Origin of the sequence: Ruegeria sp. TM1040 (genome assembly GCF_000014065.1) — a bacterium.
Classification (GTDB): domain Bacteria; phylum Pseudomonadota; class Alphaproteobacteria; order Rhodobacterales; family Rhodobacteraceae; genus Epibacterium.
Genome location: NC_008044.1, coordinates 1060983 through 1082049 on the forward strand (window position 1 = coordinate 1060983; position 21067 = coordinate 1082049).

Annotated in this window: 21 protein-coding genes; 14 read left to right on the plus strand and 7 right to left on the minus strand. The window is 60.7% G+C overall.

What is annotated here, in order from left to right:
- The first annotated feature begins 41 nt into the window (after positions 1-41).
- From TM1040_RS09285 to TM1040_RS09300, 4 genes are all read left to right on the plus strand, one after another.
- Positions 42-1367, plus strand: a complete 1326-nt coding sequence (locus TM1040_RS09285) for a PQQ-like beta-propeller repeat protein (protein WP_011538333.1) — start codon at positions 42-44, stop codon at positions 1365-1367.
- Between the two features lie 313 nt (positions 1368-1680).
- Positions 1681-3159 (plus strand): ribosome biogenesis GTPase Der, encoded by a 1479-nt coding sequence (gene der, locus TM1040_RS09290; protein WP_011538334.1) that lies wholly within the window; start codon positions 1681-1683, stop codon positions 3157-3159.
- Positions 3160-3408: 249 nt separating this feature from the next.
- Positions 3409-4362 (plus strand): fatty acid desaturase, encoded by a 954-nt coding sequence (locus TM1040_RS09295; protein ID WP_011538335.1) that lies wholly within the window; start codon positions 3409-3411, stop codon positions 4360-4362.
- A 120-nt stretch (positions 4363-4482) separates the two neighbouring features.
- Complete coding sequence (locus TM1040_RS09300; protein ID WP_011538336.1) at positions 4483-5142, plus strand: helix-hairpin-helix domain-containing protein; 660 nt, start codon at positions 4483-4485, stop codon at positions 5140-5142.
- Positions 5143-5261: 119 nt separating this feature from the next.
- On the opposite strand, the gene serS is transcribed toward TM1040_RS09300, so the two are convergent.
- A complete protein-coding gene (gene serS, locus TM1040_RS09305; protein WP_011538337.1) occupies positions 5262-6554 on the minus strand; it encodes a serine--tRNA ligase in 1293 nt (430 codons plus the stop codon).
- A 255-nt stretch (positions 6555-6809) separates the two neighbouring features.
- Between serS and yajC the strand changes: the two genes are divergently transcribed.
- The 9 genes from yajC to TM1040_RS09350 all read left to right on the plus strand — a co-directional run bounded on the left by yajC (position 6810) and on the right by TM1040_RS09350 (position 13174).
- The gene (gene yajC / locus TM1040_RS09310; RefSeq protein WP_011538338.1) at positions 6810-7094 is read left to right on the plus strand and encodes a preprotein translocase subunit YajC; all 285 of its coding nucleotides are present in this window, start codon (positions 6810-6812) and stop codon (positions 7092-7094) included.
- A gap of 34 nt (positions 7095-7128) precedes the next feature.
- Positions 7129-8793, plus strand: coding sequence for a protein translocase subunit SecD (gene secD, locus TM1040_RS09315; protein ID WP_011538339.1), 1665 nt, complete (start codon positions 7129-7131; stop codon positions 8791-8793).
- 3 nt (positions 8794-8796) lie between these two features.
- Positions 8797-9765, plus strand: coding sequence for a protein translocase subunit SecF (gene secF / locus TM1040_RS09320; protein ID WP_011538340.1), 969 nt, complete (start codon positions 8797-8799; stop codon positions 9763-9765).
- A 247-nt stretch (positions 9766-10012) separates the two neighbouring features.
- On the plus strand, positions 10013-10366 hold the full coding sequence (locus TM1040_RS09325; RefSeq protein WP_011538341.1) for an Mth938-like domain-containing protein: 354 nt from the start codon (positions 10013-10015) through the stop codon (positions 10364-10366).
- A gap of 84 nt (positions 10367-10450) precedes the next feature.
- Positions 10451-11065, plus strand: coding sequence for a heme ABC exporter ATP-binding protein CcmA (gene ccmA / locus TM1040_RS09330; RefSeq protein WP_011538342.1), 615 nt, complete (start codon positions 10451-10453; stop codon positions 11063-11065).
- Positions 11062-11718: a heme exporter protein CcmB gene (gene ccmB, locus TM1040_RS09335; protein WP_011538343.1), complete on the plus strand. Its 657-nt coding sequence runs from the start codon at positions 11062-11064 to the stop codon at positions 11716-11718. Before ccmA ends, ccmB begins: the two co-directional genes overlap by 4 nt.
- Before the next feature lie 44 nt (positions 11719-11762).
- Complete coding sequence (locus TM1040_RS09340) at positions 11763-12497, plus strand: heme ABC transporter permease (RefSeq protein WP_011538344.1); 735 nt, start codon at positions 11763-11765, stop codon at positions 12495-12497.
- A complete protein-coding gene (ccmD, locus tag TM1040_RS09345; protein ID WP_011538345.1) occupies positions 12490-12645 on the plus strand; it encodes a heme exporter protein CcmD in 156 nt (51 codons plus the stop codon). The genes TM1040_RS09340 and ccmD overlap by 8 nt, the downstream gene beginning before the upstream one ends.
- The gene (locus tag TM1040_RS09350) at positions 12638-13174 is read left to right on the plus strand and encodes a DsbE family thiol:disulfide interchange protein (protein WP_011538346.1); all 537 of its coding nucleotides are present in this window, start codon (positions 12638-12640) and stop codon (positions 13172-13174) included. Before ccmD ends, TM1040_RS09350 begins: the two co-directional genes overlap by 8 nt.
- Positions 13175-13176: 2 nt before the next feature.
- Here the strand turns inward: TM1040_RS09350 and TM1040_RS09355 are convergent, their stop codons facing one another.
- The 3 genes from TM1040_RS09355 to acnA form a co-directional block, all read right to left on the minus strand.
- Positions 13177-13881 (minus strand): SDR family NAD(P)-dependent oxidoreductase, encoded by a 705-nt coding sequence (locus TM1040_RS09355; RefSeq protein ID WP_011538347.1) that lies wholly within the window; start codon positions 13879-13881, stop codon positions 13177-13179.
- 184 nt (positions 13882-14065) lie between these two features.
- Entirely contained in the window at positions 14066-14413 is a 348-nt protein-coding gene (locus tag TM1040_RS09360) for a hypothetical protein (protein ID WP_011538348.1), read from the minus strand.
- A 140-nt stretch (positions 14414-14553) separates the two neighbouring features.
- Complete coding sequence (acnA, locus tag TM1040_RS09365; protein ID WP_011538349.1) at positions 14554-17301, minus strand: aconitate hydratase AcnA; 2748 nt, start codon at positions 17299-17301, stop codon at positions 14554-14556.
- A 219-nt stretch (positions 17302-17520) separates the two neighbouring features.
- On the opposite strand from acnA, the gene TM1040_RS09370 reads away from it, so the two are divergent.
- Entirely contained in the window at positions 17521-18228 is a 708-nt protein-coding gene (locus TM1040_RS09370) for a DUF1223 domain-containing protein (protein ID WP_044026714.1), read from the plus strand.
- Between the two features lie 3 nt (positions 18229-18231).
- On the opposite strand, the gene TM1040_RS09375 is transcribed toward TM1040_RS09370, so the two are convergent.
- From TM1040_RS09375 to TM1040_RS09385, 3 genes are all read right to left on the minus strand, one after another.
- On the minus strand, positions 18232-19152 hold the full coding sequence (locus tag TM1040_RS09375) for a lysophospholipid acyltransferase family protein (protein WP_011538351.1): 921 nt from the start codon (positions 19150-19152) through the stop codon (positions 18232-18234).
- 153 nt (positions 19153-19305) lie between these two features.
- Positions 19306-20409, minus strand: coding sequence for a flagellar motor switch protein FliG (locus TM1040_RS09380; protein WP_011538352.1), 1104 nt, complete (start codon positions 20407-20409; stop codon positions 19306-19308).
- Between the two features lie 78 nt (positions 20410-20487).
- On the minus strand, positions 20488-21033 hold the full coding sequence (locus TM1040_RS09385) for a tetratricopeptide repeat protein (RefSeq protein WP_011538353.1): 546 nt from the start codon (positions 21031-21033) through the stop codon (positions 20488-20490).
- Positions 21034-21067 lie beyond the last annotated feature (34 nt).

Sequence of the window (21067 nt, forward strand, 5' to 3'; positions counted from 1 at the left end):
ACCAGTGATAATGACCCATGGAAAGTGACAGGGGCGGAGTGATGATGGCAATTCCAGGTGGCTTTGGCCTGCGCGCGGGCGTGATGGCGACGGCGATGGCGGCTCTCTTGATGGGCTGCGCAGAGCCGGAGGAGATCCTGCGCGGCCCCCGCGAAGACATCCGCGCCGAAGCCCGGGGCGGAGAGTTCGAAAACCGCTCGGTCGCCATCTCATTGCCCCGCGTCGTGACCAACACCGCGTGGCAGCAAAGTCCGGGTCAGCCGACCACGCGCACCGCCCATGCGGCGCTCTCGGCGGCACCGGCGCTGGTCTGGTCCACCAATATTGGCGCAGGAGACAGCCGCAAACAGCGCATCACCGCAGCTCCCGTGGTGGGCGGAGGCCGGATCTATACGCTCGATGCGGCCTCGACCGTATCTGCGGTATCGCCCGCTGGCGCCGTCTTGTGGCAGCACACCATCGAGCCGGCCAGTGATGATGCGGACGATGCCACGGGAGGCGGCATCGCTTACGCGGATGGCGTGCTTTATGTGTCGTCGGGCTTTGGCGTCCTGAGCGCGCTTGATGCAAAAACCGGCGCGCCGGTGTGGCGACAGGAACTGGACGCAACCGGCTCTGGCAGCCCCACGATTCGCGATGGGCTTCTGTATCTGGTGGCCGGGGATGACACCGCCTGGGTGATTGACACGAAGGATGGGCGTATCGCCTGGCAACTGGAAGCGACGCCAAGCGCGTCCAACATCCTGGGCGCTCCGGCGCCTGTGGTGGGCTCCGAGATCTCGATCTTTGCCTTTGGCTCGGGGGATCTGATCGGCACGTTCCGTCGCGGAGGGTTCCGCCGCTGGATCGCATCTGTGTCTGGTGCGCGCACCGGGAGCGCGATTTCGCAGATCGGAGATGTGACCGGCGCCCCCTTCATGGATGGCAATCGCGTCTATGTCGGCAACCAGTCGGGGCGTACCGCGGCCTTTGATGTGGCCTCGGGCGATCGCCTCTGGACCGCGTTTGAAGGCACGTTCGGCCCGGTCTGGGCGACGGGCGGTAGCCTGTTCTTTGTCAGTGACCGCAGCCAGCTGATGCGCCTCAGTGCCAATGATGGCAGTCCGATCTGGTCTGTGGATCTGCCGGGCTACCTGAAAGACAAGCCCCGCAAACGTGCAGAGATCGTAGCGCATCACGGCCCCATTCTCGCTGGCGGTCAACTGGTGGTGGCCTCCAATGATGGGCTTTTGCGCTTCTTTGATCCGGTCGATGGACGGCAGACCCGCACCGTCGAGATCAAGGGCGGTGCCACGACGGAGCCCGTCGTGGCCAATGGCACGCTTTATGTGGTGACGCGTGATGGCCAACTGGCGGCCTTTCGCTAAGAGAGACTTCTGACCCGAGGTTTTGCGCTGCGCCTTGCGCATCGCCGGGGGCGCGCCGTTGGCGCGGTGAGGCCGGGCGTAAGACGGCATTGGTTCTGGTTGGATCGACGCTGCTGCTTCAACTGTGCCCTTACGCGTGTTTCTGGCGCGGTCTCAGGAAGGCGAGCGCGCCTGGGCATTCAGGCTCTGACCTCTGCAAGACGCGTGACTGCGGCAAATTTCTCTGCCATGGGCGCGTTTGAATTTATTTACTGGCGTGTGCAGCAAAGATACGCTATGCGCGCGGTTCACCCATCACGGAAAGTTCTGTTCCATGTCGTTTACGCTCGCCATCGTGGGGCGCCCAAATGTGGGCAAGTCCACTTTGTTCAACCGCCTTGTCGGCAAGAAACTCGCGCTGGTTGATGACCAGCCCGGAGTCACGCGCGACCTGCGCGAGGGCGAGGCACGGCTGGGCGATCTGCGCTTTACGGTGATCGACAGCGCCGGTCTGGAAGATGCAACCGACAACAGCCTCGAGGGCCGCATGCGCCGCCTCACCGAACGTGCGGTGGAAATGGCCGATGTGTGCCTGTTCCTGATCGATGCGCGCGCAGGCGTGACACCCACCGATGAGGTTTTTGCCGAGATCCTGCGCAAGAAATCCGCGCATGTCATTCTGGCGGCGAATAAATCCGAAGGGTCTGCGGCGGATGCGGGCGTGCTGGAGGCCTATGGCCTCGGGCTGGGGGAGCCGATCCGCATGTCCGGTGAGCATGGCGAAGGGCTGAATGATCTCTATTCCGAACTGCTGCCGGTTTCGGAAAAGTTCGAAAAACTCGCCGAGGAGACCGCGCCCGAAACGGATGTGGTCCTCGACGAGGATGAAAACGAGGCGTTCAACGCGGGCGAAGAGATCGCGGCCACGCCGGTTCCGACACTTGAAAAGCCGCTTCAGGTGGCCGTTGTCGGGCGCCCGAATGCCGGGAAATCCACGCTGATCAACAAGATCCTTGGCGAGGACCGTCTCTTGACCGGTCCCGAAGCCGGGATCACCCGCGATGCCATCAGCCTCAAGATCGACTGGTCCGGCACGCCGATGCGAATCTTTGACACCGCCGGCATGCGCAAGAAGGCCAAGGTGCAGGAAAAGCTCGAGAAACTCTCGGTCTCTGATGGCCTGCGCGCGGTCAAATTTGCCGAGGTCGTGGTGGTTTTGCTTGATGCGGCGATCCCGTTTGAACAGCAGGATCTGCGGATTGCGGACCTTGCCGAGCGCGAGGGGCGCGCGGTGGTGATCGCGGTCAACAAATGGGACATCGAGGACGAAAAGCAGGAAAAGCTCAAAGCGCTGAAAGAAGCCTTCGAGCGCCTGTTGCCGCAGCTGCGCGGCGCGCCTCTGGTCACGGTTTCGGCCAAGACGGGCCGGGGGCTAGACCGGCTGCATGCCGCAATCATGAAAGCCCATGACGTGTGGAACCGTCGGGTGCCGACGGCTGCGCTCAACCGTTGGCTTGCGGGGATGCTGGAACAGCACCCGCCGCCCGCACCGCAGGGCAAGCGCATCAAGCTGCGCTACATGACCCAAGCCAAGACCCGTCCGCCGGGCTTTGTGGTGATGTGCTCGCATCCCGACAAAATGCCCGCGAGTTACAACCGCTATCTGGTGAACGGGCTGCGGGAAGATTTTGATATGCCGGGCACGCCCATTCGTCTGACTTTGCGCGGTCAGGGGGACAAGAACCCCTATAAGGGCAAGAAAAAGTCGACGCCCTCGCGTCTGCGCAAACACCTTGAAGGCCGCAAGAGCTGAGCGACCCGATCTGAACGGGGTGCGGCGTGCAAACAGGCGTGCCGCGCCAGATCCTGCCTTTCCTCTGCCGTGACCCTGATCCCCCCAGCCGGTTGTTGCACCGGCTGGGGCGTTTGCGTGTGGGGGCTGCGGTTGCCAATCTGCGCCCTGGGACTTGTCTTAGACCGTATGCATATTAACTATATGGAAGTGATTTAATCGGACACCGCAGTCACGCGGGTGTCACAGAGCGTATTTATGGGGTCAGACATGGATCTGAGAGCCTACACACGCCAGTACACCAAAAAGGACAACCGGCTCGCCGCGTTGAACTACTTTGGAACCTTCGTTGTCTATTTTACGAGCCTCTATCTGGCGATTACCTATTCAAATCTATGGTTTGTGATGTGGCCTGCGGGCATTGTTTTTGCCTTCAGCGCCGTGCGGCTTTATGTGCTGCAGCACGACACCGGGCATCATTCTCTCTTTGAAACCCGGGCACAGAACGAATTCGCGGGGCATGTGCTCTCGCCTTTCACCTTCGCTCCCTTTGAGGTGATGAAGCAAAATCACAACCTGCATCACGCCAATGTGGGCAATCTCGAACACCGCGAAACCGGCGAGATCCATACGATGACGGTCGAGGAGTGGAACCGGGCGGGGTTCTTGGAGCGGGTGCTCTACCGGCTCTATCGCAATCCATTTGTGCTGGTGCCCCTCGGTGCGGCGTTCACCTATTTTGTTCGCTACCGCTGGCCCAAAAACACGGTTGAATTCGGCGTTTTTCCGGTGCTCCTGCACAACATCGCCATCATCGCTCTGCTCTATGGGCTCTATCTGCTGGCCGGGGCAGAGGGGCTTTGGATCTGGCTTGGGTTCTCTTTTCTGGGTGGTATGATCGGGGTGTTCCTCGTCTATTTGCAGCATAATTTCGAGGATACCTATTGGGACCGGCGTCCCGATCTCGATCCGCGCGATGCGGCCTTGCAGGGATCGTCCTGCCTGGATTTCGGGTGGTTTTTCGATTTTGCCGTGGCCAATATCACCCTGCACGACATCCACCATTATAACGCGCGCATCCCGTGTTATCGGCTGCGCCAGTGCCATCACAATATGCCCGAACATATGTCGCTGCGTCGGATCAAGTTTCGCGAGGCGATCCGCGCGCTTGGTCTGAAGCTCTGGGATGAGAAGCAAAAACGTCTGGTACCTTTCCCGAGCTGAGAAAAGGCCGCAAGGTTGCTGCGCACAATCCGTACGCATGAGAGGTTGGACAGATCGTCGAACCCGGTGCTACGCTCGCGATGTGATTGACTTCAGGCAGGTGTGAGGAACGAGGAACGCATGACCCCAATTTTGAGACTCCCAGGCGTCGGGCCGGCATTGGCGAAGGCTTTGCAGGATCACGGTATTCGCAGTGTCGAAGATGTCGCTGCACGATCCGAAGCCGAGTTGACGGCGGTGCCCCGGCTGGGGGTTGCGCGCGCTCAACGCCTGAAAGCCGCTGCGCAAGACATGACCAAGGCAGCTGCAGAACCTGCGGCTCCACGTGCGGCCAAATCTACGGCGCGTGCCAAAGCCCCAGCCAAGCCCCGCACGGCCCGCGTTAAACCGGCCAAACTCAAGGCGGTGGAGGCCGCAAAGGATGCGGCGCAGTCTGCGGCCAAGGCCGTAAAGGCAGGCGTGAACGCTTCTGAGGAAGAGACCCGCGAAAGCCTGCAAAGTGCGGTCGCGGCGGCAGAGGCCGCACGTCTGGCGGCGGAAGAAAAAGCGGCCAAGGCTGAGGCCAAGGCGGCCAAAGCTGCCAAGAAGGCCAAGGCGCTGATGGCCCAGTTTGCTGAGGCCAAGGAAAAAGCCTCCTCCAAAGCCGCCAAGGAAAAGACCAAAGCCAAGAAGGAAATCGCCAAGGAGAAAGCCAAGGCGAAGAAAATCCTCAAGGAGCAATCGGACGAAAAACCAAAGAAGAGCAAAAAAGCCAAGAAAAAGAAGAAGAAGGACAAATAGACTTTGTGGCTTAGGGCCTTTGAGTGAAAAAACCGGTGCGATGTGGCACCGGTTTTTCTGTTTTAACGCTCTGTTGCGATGGGCTGGGGGACACCCCTCGGCCCGGCAGGCGGTTTAGATCAGGCCAGTTGGCCCTCTGCGGTCAAGGTCAACTTGCCGCCAAGATAAGGCGCAAGCGCGTCGGGCAGTTTTACCGACCCATCCGCCTGCTGGCCGTTTTCGAGCACCGCAATGAGACAGCGCCCCACCGCAAGACCGGAGCCATTGAGCGTGTGCAGGAACTCCGGCTTGCCCCCATCTGCGGGCTTGAAGCGCGCGTTCATGCGGCGGGCCTGAAAGTCGCCTGTGGTCGAAACCGAAGAAATCTCACGATAGGTGTTTTGCCCCGGCACCCAGGCCTCGATGTCATAGGTGCGACGCGCGCCAAAGCCCATGTCGCCGGTGCAGAGCACGACGGTGCGATAGGGAATGCCGAGCTTTTCCAGAATGCCCTCGGCGCATCCCAACATGCGCTTTTGCTCCTCGTCGGAGGTCTCGGGATGCACGATCGACACCATTTCGACCTTCTCGAACTGATGCTGGCGCAGCATGCCCGAGGTGTCCTTGCCTGCCGAGCCTGCCTCCGAGCGGAAACACAGCGTATGCGCGGTGTAGCGGATCGGCAGCGCTGCCTCGTCGATGACGTCTCCGGCCACCGAATAGGTCAGCGGCACCTCGGAGGTGGGCACCAGCCACCAGCCATTGGTGGTCTGATAGCTGTCCTCGCCGAATTTCGGCAGCTTGTCGGTGCCATACATGGCCTCATCCCGCACCAGCACGGGCGAGTTCACCTCGGTGAGGCCGTTTTCGTCGACATGGGTGTCGACCATGAACTGCGCCAGTGCGCGGTGGATCCGTGCGACAGCGCCTTTCAGCACCACAAAGCGCGAGCCAGAAATCTTGGCGGCGGTTTCAAAGTCCATCGCCTTGGCGACACCGGCGATCTCGAAATGCTCCTTGGGGTCAAAATCGAACGCGGGCACATCGCCCCAGCGCTTTACCTCGACGTTGTCGTCCTCGTCTGCGCCGTCCGGCACATCTTCGGCCGGGCTATTGGGGATGCGCGCGAGCATGTCGGTGAGCTTGGCATCCAGCTCCTTGGCTTCGGCCTGCATGGCGGCCACTTCGGCCTTCTTGTCGGCCACTTCGGCGCGCAGGCGCTCAAACTCGGCCTCATCGCCCTTCGCCTTGGCGGCGCCGATGGCTTTGGCGGCCTTGTTCTGGTCGGCCTGAGCGGTTTCGGCCGCGAGGATCTTGGCGCGGCGGGCCTCGTCGAGTTCCAGCACCTGAGACGACAGGGCAGAGTCTCCACGACGGGCCAGGGCGGCGTCGAAAGCGGCCGGATTCTCGCGGATTGCACGGATATCATGCATGGGTCTGCTCCTGTGATGCAGTTTGAATCAGTGACGCTAGCTATGCCCGAGAGGGGCGCGAAGGGGAAGGGGGCAGGGGCTGTGTTCCAGGCCCTGTGGCGCGTGGTGTGGCATAGATGGACGAAAAGCGCCCCTCAGAACGTATTCCGGCACCAGAACAGCATCGCCCCGCCTTGCAAAGCCCTGATGCACCGCATAGGTTCCACGCAAAATCCGGGCGCTGACGTGGCCCCCAAAGACAGAAGGAAATACCCCATGGAAGGTGGCGCAATCGCCCAGTTTATCCCGCTGATCCTGATCTTTGCGATCATGTACTTCCTGCTCATTCGTCCGCAGCAGAAGAAAATGAAGCAGCATCAGAACATGGTCGAGGCCCTGCGCCGTGGCGACCAGGTTGTCACCCAGGGTGGCGTGATCGGCAAGGTCTCCAAGGTCAAGGAAGACGGCGAGCTTGAGATCGAGATCGCAGAGGGCGTGAAGGTGCGCGTGGTGAAATCCACCATCGCTCAGGTGCTGAACAAGACCGAGCCCGCATCCTGAACCCCGCCGCTGAGGCAACGAAAAAGGCAGGGTAATGCTGCAAATTGATACCTGGAAGAGGGTTCTCATCTGGCTGGTCTGTGTGGCCGGCCTTTTGGCTGCCCTGCCCAATGCGTTCTACACCCGTGTAGAGCAATCCAATGACGCCTGGGCCGCGATCGAGCTTGAAGGCGAAACACCGGAGCGTCTGGATGTGGCCGCGCAATGGCCCGAGTGGATGCCTTCGGGGCTGGTAAACCTCGGTCTCGATCTGCGCGGTGGCGCGCATCTTCTGGCCGAAGTGCAGGTGGGCGACGTTTATGCCGCCCGCATGGACGCGCTCTGGCCCGAGGTCCGCAACACCCTGCGCGATGAGCGCGCAACCATCGGTACGTTCCGCCGTATTCCCGACGCCCCGGCGGATCAGATCCGCCTGCGCCTGTCAGATGAGGCGGGCATGAGCCGCGCGCTTGAACTGGTGCGTGGGCTGGCCAACCCGGTGACATCGCTCACGGGGGCCGGCGCCACCGACATCACGGTGAGCGGCCAGGGCGATGTCATCACCGTCTCGCTCTCTGAAGAGGAAAAACTCGCCTCCGATGACCGTACGGTCCGCCAGTCGCTCGAGATTATTCGCCGCCGGATCGACGAGGTGGGCACCCGTGAACCCACGATCCAGCGTCAGGGCAGCGACCGTATTCTCATTCAGGTGCCAGGTATCGGCTCTGCAGCGGAGCTGAAGGAAATCATCGGCACCACCGCGCAGCTGACCTTCAACCCGGTTGTGAGCCGAGGCTCTGACGCCGAGGCAAACGCCGGGATCGGCAACAAGGTGATCCCCTCGCTGGATGAGCCGGGCACCTATTACACGGTTGAAACGGCGCCTGTCGTCACCGGCGAAGAGCTGGTGGACGCGCAGCCCGCATTTGACCAGAACGGCCAGCCGGCGGTGAACTTCCGCTTCAATACGGCTGGGGCGCGCAAATTCGGTGATTACACCGCTCAGAACATCGGCGCCCCCTTTGCCATCGTGCTTGATGATGAGGTGATCTCTGCCCCTGTGATCCGGTCGCATATTCCAGGCGGGTCGGGCATCATCACCGGGAACTTCACCGTCGAGGAAAGCACACAGCTTGCGGTGCTTTTGCGCGCCGGTGCCCTGCCTGCAAAGCTCGAGTTTCTCGAAGAGCGCACCATCGGCCCGGAACTGGGCCAGGACAGCATCGACGCGGGCAAGGTTGCCACTGTGGTCGCCTTTGCCGGGGTGCTGGTTTTCATGATGCTGAGCTATGGGCTCTTTGGGGTCTTTGCCAATGTTGCCTTGATCCTGAACATCGCGCTGATCTTTGGCGCGCTGAGCCTGATTGGCGGCACGCTGACCCTGCCGGGTATCGCCGGGATCGTCTTGACGGTTGGTATGGCGGTCGACGCCAACGTGCTGATCTTTGAGCGCATCCGCGAAGAGCTGAAGGCCGGCCGTGGTCCGGCCCGCGCCATCGATGAGGGCTACTCCAAGGCGCTCTCGGCGATTGTGGACGCCAATATCACCACGTTCATCACCGCCGTGATCCTGTTTGCAATGGGCTCCGGTCCGGTGCGTGGGTTTGCAATCACGCTTGGCCTCGGCATTCTTACGTCCGTTTTCACCGCGATCTTTGTCACCCGACTGATCATCGTGATGTGGTTCGAACGTCGCCGTCCAAAAACCATCGAGGTATAACTGATGCGCTTGAAACTGGTTCGCGAAGGCACCTCCTTCGACTTCTTCAGGCTCTGGAAGCTCTGGCTCGGCATCTCGGCGATGATGGTTGTGATCGGCTTTGCCTCCTTTGCCATCCAGGGGCTGAACTTTGGGATCGACTTTCGGGGCGGTACCACCATCCGCACCGAGGCGACGCAGGATCTCGACATCGGCGTCTACCGCGAGGCCATCGCGCCTCTGGAGCTAGGTGACATCACCATCACCGAGGTGTTTGATCCAACTTTTGACGAAGATCAGCATGTCGCCATGATCCGCATTGAGGCGCAGGAAGATGGCGAGGCGCTCTCCAGCGATGTGATCGCAGCGGTGCAGGGCGCGCTCGACGCGGTGGCGCCGGGGATCAAGTTCATCTCTGTCGAAAGCGTCGGGCCCAAGGTCTCGGGCGAGTTGGTGCAAACGGCCGTGATCGCGGTGGCCTTGGCGATTGGCGCGGTTCTGATCTACATCTGGCTGCGGTTCGAGTGGCAGTTTGCCCTCGGCGCGGTGGCCGCCCTTGTGCATGACGTCATCCTGACCATCGGCGTGTTCTCGGAACTGCAGATCAAATTCGATCTGGCCATCATCGCGGCGCTCCTGACCATCGTGGGGTATTCGCTGAATGATACGGTGGTCGTGTTTGACCGCGTGCGCGAGAACCTGCGTCGCTACAAGAAAAAGCCGCTGGCCGAGGTGCTCAATATCTCGATCAACGAGACCCTGAGCCGAACCGTGATGACCTCGGTGACAACGCTTCTGGCCTTGATCTCGCTCTATGTTCTGGGCGGCGATGTGATCCGCGGGTTTGTCTTTGCGATGATCTGGGGCGTTATCGTCGGCACCTATTCGTCGATCTTTGTGGCCTCCACGATCCTGTTGTGGCTTGGCGTGAAGCGCGACTGGAGCAAGAACAACGACACCACCGGAAATCAGTTCGCCAATATTGACGCCTGATCCTTGTGGTTCGAGATGAGGAGGCAGCCGCGACCTGGTGTCGCGGCTGTTTCGTTTCTGGACCTTTGACCGGGGGCGCTGCCCCCGGACCCCCGGGATATTTGGCGTTAGAAGAAGCCTGCTCGCGCGATTGATATATGCGCATGTAGACCCGGTGCAGAGCATCGCCACAGAGCCGCAGTTGTCGGTTTCGAAGGGGGGGCTGGCATGGTAAGGAAAGGGCCAAACGCTCTGACAGGAGATCGTGATGCGCCTTAACGAAGTGGTTTATTCGGATGCTTTGCCCATTGATGGCTATGGGCCGGGTTTCTTTCGCGTCGGCGGAGAAATCAAGGAAGGGGCCATGTTGACCGGGGCCAAGGGCACGTCCGCGTGGGGGGGCTATGAGGACGCTGAACCGCTCTTGGCGTTGGCGGGGGAGGTGGATGTTCTGTTCATCGGCACCGGGGCAGAGATTGCGCATATTCCAGGCGCCTTGCGACAGGCGCTTGAGGCAGAGGGGCTGGGCGTTGAGGTGATGAATTCTCCGGCGGCCTGCAGGACCTATAACGTCTTGCTCTCTGAAGGGCGGCGGATTGCACTGGCGGCATTGCCGGTTTGATCTGGCGCAAGGATGCGCTGAGCTTTTGATGCGCAGAGTGCGCCGTGGCGCGGCAGGCTGCGCAAGCGATATATCGGGACACGCATGATTGAGGTCAGGGATCTAGGGGTCAGCCGGGGCGGGCTGCCGGTGCTCGCGGGGGTGAACTTCGCGTTGTCGGGCGGTGAGGCGCTTGTGCTGCGCGGGCCCAACGGGATCGGCAAAACCACGCTTCTGCGCACGCTGGCGCGTCTGCAGCTGCCTTTGGCGGGCGAGATCCTCGGGGACGCCGAGGATATTGCCTATGCCGCCCATGCGGATGGGGTAAAACTCACTTTGACCGTGGCCGAGAACCTGTCGTTCTGGTCGCGTGTCTTTGCGGGGGGCGACCCTGCGGTGGCCATCGCGGCGTTTAATCTCGATGCGCTACAGCATCGCCCGGCCGGCGGGCTCTCGGCGGGGCAGAAACGCAGGCTTTCCTTGGCGCGGCTCATGGTGACGGGGCGGCGGCTGTGGATCCTGGATGAGCCGACCGTGAGCCTTGATGCAGCCTCTGTGCAATTGTTTGCCTCAAGCATCCGCGCCCATCTGGCGTCGGGCGGAGCGGCGATCATGGCGACCCATATCGACCTTGGGATCGAGGGCAGGGTGCTGGACCTTGGTCCCTTTAAGGCCAAGCTTCCGGCGCTGGACGCCGAGGATCTGGGGGGCTTCTTGTGATTGCACTCTTGATGCGGGATCTGCGGCTGGCGTTGCGGGCCGGGGGAGGATTTGGGCTTGGGCTTGCGTTTTTCCTGATCGTGACCGTGATGGTGCCTTTCTCGGTCGGCCCCGAGGCCGAGACATTGGCAAAGATTGCACCGGGCGTTTTATGGCTCGGGGCCTTGCTGGCGTGTCTGTTGTCGCTCGATCGTCTTCTGGCGCTGGATTGGGAGGATGGCTCGCTGGACCTTTTGGCCACGGCCCCGCTGCCGCTTGAAGGGGTCCTCAGCATCAAGGCACTGGCACATTGGTTGACCACGGGGCTGCCCCTGGTGCTGGCAGCCCCCGTGCTGGGCGTCCTGCTCGGCCTTCCGGCGGGCGGCTATCTCTGGATCACGCTGTCGCTTTTGCTGGGCACGCCGGCACTTTCGGTTGTGGGTACGTTTGGCGCGGCCCTGACCGTCGGGCTTAAGCGGGGCGGTTTGTTGTTGTCGCTGCTGGTGATGCCGCTCTATGTGCCGACCCTGATCTTTGGCGCCGAAGTGGCGCGTCGGGGAGCGGCGGGGCTTGCGGTAGAAACCCCCATGTTGATGCTTGGGGGGATCACCCTTGGCACCATCGCCCTGTTGCCCTTTGCCTCCGCTGCCGTCCTGCGCGTCAATTTGCGCTAGGACAGGTGATTGTGATGACCAAGAACAAGAGCTAGATAGCCACCATGTCGATCTGGGAATACGCCAATCCAAAGAAATTCCTGCGCACCAGTGAGCGTGTGCTGCCTGCCCTTTGGGGCATTTCAGCTCTGCTCATCGTGAGCGGGCTGATCTGGGGGTTCTTTTTTACACCCGATGATTACCGCCAGGGTTCGACGGTCAAGATCATCTATCTGCATGTGCCTGCGGCGCTGATGGCGATCAACGCCTGGTTCATGATGCTGGTGGCCTCGCTGATCTGGGTGATCCGCCGACATCACGTAAGCGCACTGGCGGCGAAGGCAGCCGCGCCCGTGGGCGTTGTGATGACACTGATTGCCCTCGTTACCGGCGCCATCTGGGGGCAACCGATGTGGGGCACCTGGTGGGCGTGGGACCCGCGGCTAACGTCCTTTCTGGTGCTGTTCCTGTTCTACATTGGCTATATCGCGCTCTGGGAAGCGATCGAGAATGGCGATACCGCAGCGGATCTGGCGTCGATCCTCTGCCTTGTGGGGTCTGTTTTTGCGGTGCTCTCGCGGTATGCGGTGAATTTCTGGAATCAGGGCCTGCACCAGGGGGCGTCGCTGTCGCTCGACAAGGAAGAAAACGTCGCCGATGTCTTTGCCTTTCCGCTCTATACCTGCATGGCCGGGTTCGGGGCGCTGTTTATCGCGCTGGTGCTCTATCGCACCGGTACCGAGATCCGCGCGCGCCGGATGTCGGCGCTGATCGCACGCGAAAGGATGATGGATGCCTGATTTGGGAAAATACGCAGAAACGGTTCTTTCGGCCTATGCTGTCTCGCTGGTGTTGCTGGTCGCGCTCCTGGTCGTGACCTTCCTGCGCGGGGCCAAGGTGCGCGCTGCGCTCAAAGACGTTGAGGAAAGGGTGCGCCGAAATGGCTAAGATCTCTTTGATGATGGCTATTCCAGTGGTCGTCTTTTCCGGCTTTGTTGGCCTTGCCCTCGTGGGCATGGGCCGCGACGATCCCGAAAGCCTGCCCTCGGCGCGCGAAGGCAAAGCAGCGCCCTCCGTCGCGCTCAGCGATTTTCCCGGCAAAGAGAGCTTTGACGACGCCACCCTGCGCGACGGCACCGTAAAGCTTGTCAATTACTGGGCGAGCTGGTGTGGCCCCTGCCGCGCCGAACACCCGAGCCTGACCGCGCTTTCCGAGGAAGGCGTGCCGATCTACGGCGTGAACTACAAGGATCAGCTGGCCAATGCCCAGAGTTTCCTCGAGGAACTCGGCGATCCCTATGCCGGTGTGGGTCGGGATGAACAGGGGCGTATGGCGCTGGATTGGGGGCTGTATGGCGTGCCCGAAACGTATGTCATCGACGGCGACGGCACGGTGGTTCTGCGCTTTGCCGGGCCGATTACCAGCCGGGTTCTGGAAGAGACCATTCGCCCCGCCATGGAGCGCGCGGCCCAGTAAGCTCAGAGCCGGTAGCCGCCCGCGACCGTCAGGATTTCGCCAGTGATAAAGCTCGCCTCCTCGGAGGCGAGAAAACGCACGGCCTTGGCGATGTCGTCGGGTGTGCCGATGCGCCCCAGCGCCGTGTCTTTCACAAAAATCTGCGTGAGCTCTTCGGAGCGAGGCGCCTCCGGCACATTGATGGCGCCGGGCGCCACTGCATTGACGCGGATTCCTTCGGGGCCAAGTTCCTTTGCCATGGCTTTGGTCCAGAGGTTGAGCGCAGCCTTGCTCGCCCCATAGCTGGCCGCGTCGCGTGGCGGCAGGGTGGCATTGACCGAGGAAATATTGACGATCGCGGCCCCCGGACGCAAATGCGGCAAGGCGGCCGCCAGGACGGCCTGCGGCGCAATGGTGTTGAGTTCAAACACCTTCCGGTGCTCTGAGAGATCAAACTGCGCCTTGGGCGTGCTCTGCACGAGGCCCGCGTTGTTCACGATGACATCGATGCGGCCAAACTGACCCATGGCCTGCGCGACAAGATCCTCGGCTGCACCGTCCTGCAGCAAGTCGCAAGCGCAGGAGACGACGTTGGGTTGCGCCTCCAGATCGTCGCGAGGCGGCGTCTTCTTAAAAGAGCGCAGGACATTGTGGTCAGGTGCAAACCGCGCCGCGATAGCCAGTCCAAGACCATAGGTGCCGCCCGTAACCAAAACAGTGCGCATCATGAGATCCTCTTTGGGTTTGTCGTGCGCCTTGAGCTAAGGCGCTCCGCACCAGCGTTTGTTTGGCCTCAGGATTTATTTCAGGCTTGAAATCGGGCTGTACCTCCGGTTGAGCCTTTGGCTCCGCCTGTCATCAATCTGACTTCCGGCAGAGGGCACTGACCGAGCGGTAAGGCGACCGTTCAGTTCAGGTGCCGAAACGACGCTGAAGCTCGGTCTCTTTGGGCAGTTGGGCATTCACCCCCAAATCGACGGTCTCGTAGACATTGGTGTCGATCTCGCGGCGAAGATAGTGGGACTGAAACTCCATCAAGGAGCCATCAGATGTCACCTTTACCAGGTACTCCTCGAGGATTTCCATGCTTTCCCAGAGGCTTACGGTGGTGATCTCGCCGCCGTCACGATCGCAGAACAGGCGCGTCTCAAGGCAGCCCACACGGCATTTTTCCTCGTCCCGGGCCATCACAACGGCACGTTCGAGGACCTCGTCAAAATGCTCCCGGTTCGGGAAAAACCTCGTAAAAGCAGCGATCATTCTTCGCCCCGCACACAATACTCTGGACCTGAATCACTCTATCACAGGTTCCGTTAGCCTTCCATTACCAGCGCAATGGTAGAATAAAAAGGGTGGCCGACTGGCCACCCTCAGTTGTCTTTGGCAAATTGTCCCTGACCTCAGCTCTTGGCCAGGTTGCGCAGCACATAGTGCAGCACGCCGCCGTTCTCGATGTATTCGATCTCTGGCGCGGTATCGATGCGGCACTTCAAGGTGATGGTCTTTTTGCTGCCGTCGCCATAGGTGATGTCGCACTCGACCTCCTGCAGCGGTGTCACGGTCTCCAGACCCCGAATGTCAACCGTTTCATCGCCGGTGAGCTTGAGCGATTTGCGGGTGTCGCCTCCGGTGAACTCGAACGGGATGACGCCCATGCCCACAAGGTTGGAGCGGTGAATACGCTCGAAACTCTCGGCAATAACGGCCTTCACCCCCAAGAGCGCGGTGCCCTTGGCCGCCCAGTCACGCGAGGATCCGGCGCCATATTGTTCGCCGCCAAACACCACCAGCGGGGTGCCAGCCTCGTGATGCGCCATCGACGCCTCATAGACCGAGGTCTGCGCACCATCTGGACCTTTGGTATAGCCGCCCTCAACACCGTCGAGCATCTCGTTCTTGATGCGGATATTGGCGAAGGTGCCGCGCATCATGATCTCGTGGTTGCCGCGACGCGAGCCATAAGAGTTGAACTCGCGCGGCTGCACCTGACGGTCCAGCAGGTATTTGCCCGCCGGTGTGGTGGTCGCAAAAGACCCCGCCGGAGAGATATGGTCGGTGGTGACCATATCCCCGAGAATCAACAGAGGCTTGGCGCCGATGACGTCCTGAATCTTGCCCGGCTCTGGGCCCATGCCCTGAAAATAGGGCGGGTTTTGAATATACGTCGAGGCAGCGGGCCAGTCGTACGTCTCGGCCTCAGTGGTCTCCACGCTTTGCCATTTTTCGTCACCCTTGAAGACATCGGCGTATTTGGACTGAAACGCCTCGCGGGTCACAGTGGCCTCGACCAGATCGGCGATTTCCTTCTGGGTGGGCCAGATGTCCTTCAGGTAGACGTCATTGCCGTCTTTGTCCTGGCCGAGCGGATCGCGTGCGAGATCCACGTTCATGTCGCCCGCCAACGCATAGGCGACCACCAGCGGCGGCGAGGCGAGGTAGTTGGCGCGCACATCCGGGCTGATGCGGCCCTCAAAGTTGCGGTTGCCCGACAGCACCGAGGTGGCGACCAGATCGCCCTCGGCAATCGCCTCGGAGAACTCTTTCTGGATCGGGCCGGAGTTGCCGATACAGGTGGTGCAGCCATAGCCCACGAGGTTGAACCCGATCGCATCCAGATGCTCTTGCAGGCCTGCGGCCTCAAGGTATGCCGAGACCACCTGAGAGCCCGGAGCCAGCGAGGTTTTGACCCAGGGTTTGCGGTTGAGGCCCAGTTCATGCGCCTTTTTCGCCACCAGACCGGCCCCGATCATCACATAGGGGTTTGAGGTATTGGTGCAGGAGGTGATGGAGGCAATCACCACCGAGCCGTCGCGCAACGCAAAGTCTTCGCCTTTGACGGGGTGCGATTTGCACGGATCCACCGGTGCGGTCGGGGCAGGGCCCTCTGACGCCATCTCGGCTGCGTTGGCTGACGCATCCACACCGCGATACTCCGATACCACCTGTTTGAAGGCCTGCGCTGCGCCGTCCAGCGCCACATAGTCCTGCGGGCGTTTGGGGCCAGAGATTGCCGGCACGATGGTGCCCATGTCGAGGCTCAGTGTCTCGGTGTAAATCGGCGCGTAGGTCTCATCGCGCCAGAAACCGTTTTCCTTGGCGTAGGTTTCAACCAGCGCAATGCGGTCCTCGTCGCGGCCGGTGTTGCGCAGGTAGCGGATGGTTTCCTTGTCGATCGGGAAAAAGCCGCAGGTGGCGCCATATTCCGGTGCCATATTGGCAATGGTGGCACGATCCGCCAGCGGCAGGTTGTCGAGGCCAGAGCCATAGAATTCCACGAATTTGCCCACCACGCCGAGCTCGCGCAGCATCTCCACCACCTTGAGTACAAGGTCTGTGCCGGTGGTGCCTTCAACCATCTCGCCGGTCAGTTCAAAACCCACAACCTCGGGGATCAGCATGGAGATCGGCTGGCCTAGCATCGCGGCCTCGGCCTCGATCCCGCCCACGCCCCAGCCAAGCACAGCCGCGCCATTGACCATGGTGGTGTGGCTGTCGGTGCCCACAAGCGTATCCGGATACGCCACTTCCTCGCCGTTTTGGTCAACATCTGACCAGACGGTCTGGGCCAGATATTCAAGGTTCACCTGATGGCAGATGCCGGTGCCGGGTGGCACCACGCGGAAGTTGTTGAACGCGCCTTGGCCCCATTTCAGGAATTGGTAGCGCTCCATATTGCGCTCATATTCGCGGTCCACATTCATCTGAAAGGCGCGCGGGTTGCCAAATTCGTCGATCATCACCGAGTGGTCGATCACCAGATCGACAGGCACCAGCGGGTTGATCTTGTTGGCATCCCCGCCAAGGGTCTTGATCCCGTCACGCATCGCGGCCAGATCGACCACCGCAGGCACACCGGTGAAGTCCTGCATCAGGACGCGCGCCGGGCGATAGGCGATCTCGCGCGGGTTCTTCCCGCCGTTTTTGGCCCAGTCGCCAAACGCCTTGATGTCGTCGGTCGAGACCGAAAAACCGCCATCTTCAAACCTCAAGAGGTTCTCAAGCACCACTTTCAGGGCTGCAGGCAGTTTGGTGAAATCACCATATCCGGCGTCTGTTGCGGCTGGAATGGAGTAATAAGAAATAGATTTTCCGTTCACGCTCAATGTTTTGCGTGTTTTGGCTGTGTCCTGTCCGACGGTGATGGGCATGTTGGCCTCCCTCGAGAATGGAATTGGGACTTCGCTGCTCTTTTTGTCTGCACGATGCAGGCAAGTCGTTCAATAGGTATGACATGCTGAGATATAGAAATGTATACCAAGGAATACAATATGCGCACCGCGTTTTGCGACAGCCTCTCAAGAATGATTGATTGGCCATTGAGCGGCGGCAGGACTAAACCGTTAGTCAAACAATCTGATAGGCGACTCATGCGGCGTATTGCGCTTTCCTCTCTGGTGATCTCTGCGGTTCTGGCTGCCTCCGGCCCGGCTTCTGCCGATCCGGCTCCGGTGGTGATTGAACTCTTCACCTCGCAAGGATGTTCCTCCTGTCCGCCCGCAGACGAGCTGGTGAAGCATTTGGCAGAGCGCCAGGACGTGCTGCCCTTGGCCTTCCATGTGGATTATTGGGACTATATCGGCTGGGCCGATATATTTGCAGATCCGGCCTATACCGACCGCCAGCGTGGCTATGCGCATGTGGGGGGGCGCAACATGATCTACACCCCGCAGATGATCATCATGGGGCGCGAGGATGTGGTGGGCGCCGATGTGATGGAGGTCTCCGAAGCGCTCAGTGCCTATCTTGGTCAAAAACCAAAGGTGCAGCTGACCACGGGGCGTTCAGAGGAGCAGCTCACGGTCTCCGCACCTGCGCTCCCGGATGGCATGAGCGGTCAGTTCCGTGTGCAGCTGGTGCGCTACAAGCCGCTGGAACGGGTGGAAATCAAACGCGGCGAGTTGGCCGGCAACACCGTAGATTATGCCAATATCGTCGAGAGCCTCGAGGTGCTGGCCGACTGGACCGGTGCAGAGCCGCTCGAGGTCACAGCAAGCTTTGCGGGGGAACTTCCGGCGGCGGTGTTGGTGCAGGAATGGCCCTTCGGCCCAATTTTTGCGGCCGCACGGGTGGAGTGACCCTCAGCGCTTCGGGTAATCCGGGTGTGGTGTGTCATGCATCGGCTTCCAGCGCCGGTGCAGCCAAAACCACTGACCCATATGGGCGCGAATGCGCTGCTCCAGATCATCGCAGACCGCCTGGGTCATGGTCACCGGGTCTGAATGGGCGATCTCTTCGGCCACAACCACGTCAAAATCCATCCCGTTTTCGCGCCTGATGCCGTAGATCGGGATGAAGGCGGCCTTGTATTTCAACGCAAGCTCCGCCGGTACGGTGGAGGTCAGGGCCGGGCGACCGAAGAAGGGCAGATAGGTCCCGCCCATCGCGTGCATATCCGCGACAATTGCAATATTGCCCCCGGCTTTCAGGTGACGCACCATTTCGACCATCCCGCGCTTTCCCTGTTCAAACATGGGCTTGCCGGTGGCCGAGATCGCTTTGACGTAGTGTTCGTTGAAATAGGGATTGGCCATGCGCCGATAGAGCGATCCCATATTAAAGCCCATCTGCACCAGCTTTGAACGCGCGGCGTCATAATTGCCAAAATGGCCTGTCACCAGGATCACCGGGCGACCTTCGGCCTGCGCGCGCTTCAAGGCTTCTAGACCGGGGCCGCTGATGTCTGCGGCGTTTGCGCGGGCCCAGAAAGGTTTGCCTGCATAAAGTTCGGCGAGGGTGCGCCCCACGTTGTCGGCCACCTCATGACAGAGCCGGTTCACCTCGGCGTTGCTCAGGTCCGGGCGGGTATATTCGAGGTTCCGGCGCACGCGTTTGTGGAACCCCACCAAGGGTGCCAGCATGCGCAGGATCCAGCCCATGGAAGGCACGCGCCAGCGATAAGGGATGAGCTTTAGCCCGCCGATCAGGGCGCGCAGCACAAGGTTGCTGGCAAAGTATTTTGCACGCTGAGAAAAAACCAGCTCCGACTGAGCTACGGGCATCTGGGTTGGGGCTCCTGCTGGAGGGATTGCAAGGCCGGATCATACTGAGCTGCGCCGGGATGCACAAGAAAGCGCAAAAGAGAAACCCGCGCCACCGGGGCGCGGGCATCTGGAGGTCCGAAGGGGCGGACGCAGGGCGCCCAATTTCTCAGATCATTCCTCTTCTTCGTCTGATTTCAGCTCGATATCGCCATTGACGACCATCTCGCGCAACATGTTGACGATGAGTCCAAAGGCAGCCTCGCCATCGGCCTGCTTCACGCGGCCAAGCTGATTGGCCTCTTCGCGCAGGTTGTTGGCCATGCGGGACGACATGTTTTCGAGCAGGAAGTTGACCGAGGCCACATCGTCGTCTCTGGTGGCAAAGGCAATCGCGGTGGTGATCTCTTGCGGGCCAAGAGCGCGGACCAGCTTTGGCACATCCACCGGTTCGACCTTCTCTGCGATCAGAGCGAAGGTGAAGATCGACTTGCGCACATCTGTTGCGAACTCCTGATCCTCTTCGTCGAGCGCGGTCAGCACCTCCTCGCGCTTGGCAGCGGCCGATTGGGTCAGAATCGCGCCAACGCGTTGGCCAGGCGTTTGTTCAAAGGCCATTTGCGGACGTGCTTCGATCTGCGAGGCCAGCGACAGGCCGATGCGATCCACTGTATCGGGCGTGACATTGCTGGTCTGGCTGACGGCATAGGTGATCCGCCGGGCCAGAGGACCGGGCAGATGTTGCAGCATCTCGGCCGCCTTGGCAGTGTCGATCTTGGAGAGCAGGACGGCTGCAACCTCGGTGCTTTCGGCCTTTGCTAGTTCCGCGAGCTCCTCTGGGGGGAGCTTGCGCAGCCGCTCCCAAGGATCGCCGAACTGGCGCACTCCGGCTTCTTTGCGCAGACGGCTATGGGTGTGACGGCTGATTTTGCCTTCCATCGCGGTCAGCGCACCGGCAAGACCGTTGGGGAAGGACAGGCCGACGTTTTCCAACTGCTCCGCAAATTCGGCCGCAACCGCGTGCAACGTCTGGCGATCGACCAAACGCATTTTGCCCATCTGCTGCGTGAGCTCCAGCTGGAGATCATCGGGCAACTCTTCCAGGGGCACATCTGCCCCCTCGTTGAGGAGAAGTCGCACGACGATGGCGGCTTTGGCTTTGCCGCTTAACTGAGGGACGCCCCCCGATAGAGCAGGTGCCGGTGGTGCTGGCGAGAAATCGCCAAGCCCCATATCCGGAGATGCCATGGGGAGCGCTAAGGCTGATGATTGTTCCATTCTTGAACCTTGACCCGAAAAGATTCTCTTTCTGTCAGGTCACAAGATAAACCTTCAGCCGTAAAGAAAGCCTGAAGCTTAGTAGTTAACCGTGACACCCGTCTGAATTGCATGCCGGAGCGAGGTTTCAGCCCATGTGCCTTCGCCGCCGCGGGCCTTGATTTCCTTCCATTCTGCCAGTGCCTTGGCATATTCTCCCGTCTCTACAAAGCCTTGCGCCATATAACTGCGGGCAAGAATATTGTCGGGGTTCTGCGCAATTGCGCGGGTGTAATAGTCCAAAGCAATATCGCTGCGGCCCAATTTGCGATGTGTGAAGCCCCAATAGGTCATAACCCTGCTATCCGTCTGCACGGGGTGCGCGGCCAGTACAGCCTGCGCATCGTCAAAGCGTTCGAGATAGGCGAGCTCGCGCGCGGTCTCCAGGAGCTCTTGGCCATTGAGGGATGATTCTTCGGGTTTGACGCATTTCTTGGCCTCGTCATCCCAGACCCGTTTGCCCCAGCATTCCTTGGTGGTGTCGGAGGGCTTTGGCGGCGTGGTGGTATCCCCACCTGCGGCAAGTCCCGCAACCGGCAGAGAGAGGGGTAGGGCAAGTGCAAGCGCGAGGGCCGTGAAACGCATGAAGATCTCCTATCTGTTGTTGCACAAATTACGT

Bases quoted from the DNA above. Each gene is read 5' to 3' on its own strand.
- secD (WP_011538339.1), top strand. From the start codon at position 7,129: ATGCTGCAAATTGATACCTGGAAGAGGGTTCTCATCTGGCTGGTCTGT.
- TM1040_RS09300 (WP_011538336.1), top strand. From the start codon at position 4,483: ATGACCCCAATTTTGAGACTCCCAGGCGTCGGGCCGGCATTGGCGAAG.
- ccmA (WP_011538342.1), top strand. From the start codon at position 10,451: ATGATTGAGGTCAGGGATCTAGGGGTCAGCCGGGGCGGGCTGCCGGTG.
- ccmD (WP_011538345.1), top strand. From the start codon at position 12,490: ATGCCTGATTTGGGAAAATACGCAGAAACGGTTCTTTCGGCCTATGCT.
- TM1040_RS09380 (WP_011538352.1), bottom strand. From the start codon at position 20,409: ATGGAACAATCATCAGCCTTAGCGCTCCCCATGGCATCTCCGGATATG.
- TM1040_RS09285 (WP_011538333.1), top strand. From the start codon at position 42: ATGATGGCAATTCCAGGTGGCTTTGGCCTGCGCGCGGGCGTGATGGCG.
- TM1040_RS09340 (WP_011538344.1), top strand. From the start codon at position 11,763: ATGTCGATCTGGGAATACGCCAATCCAAAGAAATTCCTGCGCACCAGT.
- TM1040_RS09295 (WP_011538335.1), top strand. From the start codon at position 3,409: ATGGATCTGAGAGCCTACACACGCCAGTACACCAAAAAGGACAACCGG.
- TM1040_RS09350 (WP_011538346.1), top strand. From the start codon at position 12,638: ATGGCTAAGATCTCTTTGATGATGGCTATTCCAGTGGTCGTCTTTTCC.
- TM1040_RS09355 (WP_011538347.1), bottom strand. From the start codon at position 13,881: ATGATGCGCACTGTTTTGGTTACGGGCGGCACCTATGGTCTTGGACTG.
- yajC (WP_011538338.1), top strand. From the start codon at position 6,810: ATGGAAGGTGGCGCAATCGCCCAGTTTATCCCGCTGATCCTGATCTTT.
- TM1040_RS09360 (WP_011538348.1), bottom strand. From the start codon at position 14,413: ATGATCGCTGCTTTTACGAGGTTTTTCCCGAACCGGGAGCATTTTGAC.
- TM1040_RS09385 (WP_011538353.1), bottom strand. From the start codon at position 21,033: ATGCGTTTCACGGCCCTCGCGCTTGCACTTGCCCTACCCCTCTCTCTG.
- secF (WP_011538340.1), top strand. From the start codon at position 8,797: ATGCGCTTGAAACTGGTTCGCGAAGGCACCTCCTTCGACTTCTTCAGG.
- TM1040_RS09370 (WP_044026714.1), top strand. From the start codon at position 17,521: ATGCGGCGTATTGCGCTTTCCTCTCTGGTGATCTCTGCGGTTCTGGCT.
- der (WP_011538334.1), top strand. From the start codon at position 1,681: ATGTCGTTTACGCTCGCCATCGTGGGGCGCCCAAATGTGGGCAAGTCC.
- serS (WP_011538337.1), bottom strand. From the start codon at position 6,554: ATGCATGATATCCGTGCAATCCGCGAGAATCCGGCCGCTTTCGACGCC.
- TM1040_RS09325 (WP_011538341.1), top strand. From the start codon at position 10,013: ATGCGCCTTAACGAAGTGGTTTATTCGGATGCTTTGCCCATTGATGGC.
- acnA (WP_011538349.1), bottom strand. From the start codon at position 17,301: ATGCCCATCACCGTCGGACAGGACACAGCCAAAACACGCAAAACATTG.
- TM1040_RS09375 (WP_011538351.1), bottom strand. From the start codon at position 19,152: ATGCCCGTAGCTCAGTCGGAGCTGGTTTTTTCTCAGCGTGCAAAATAC.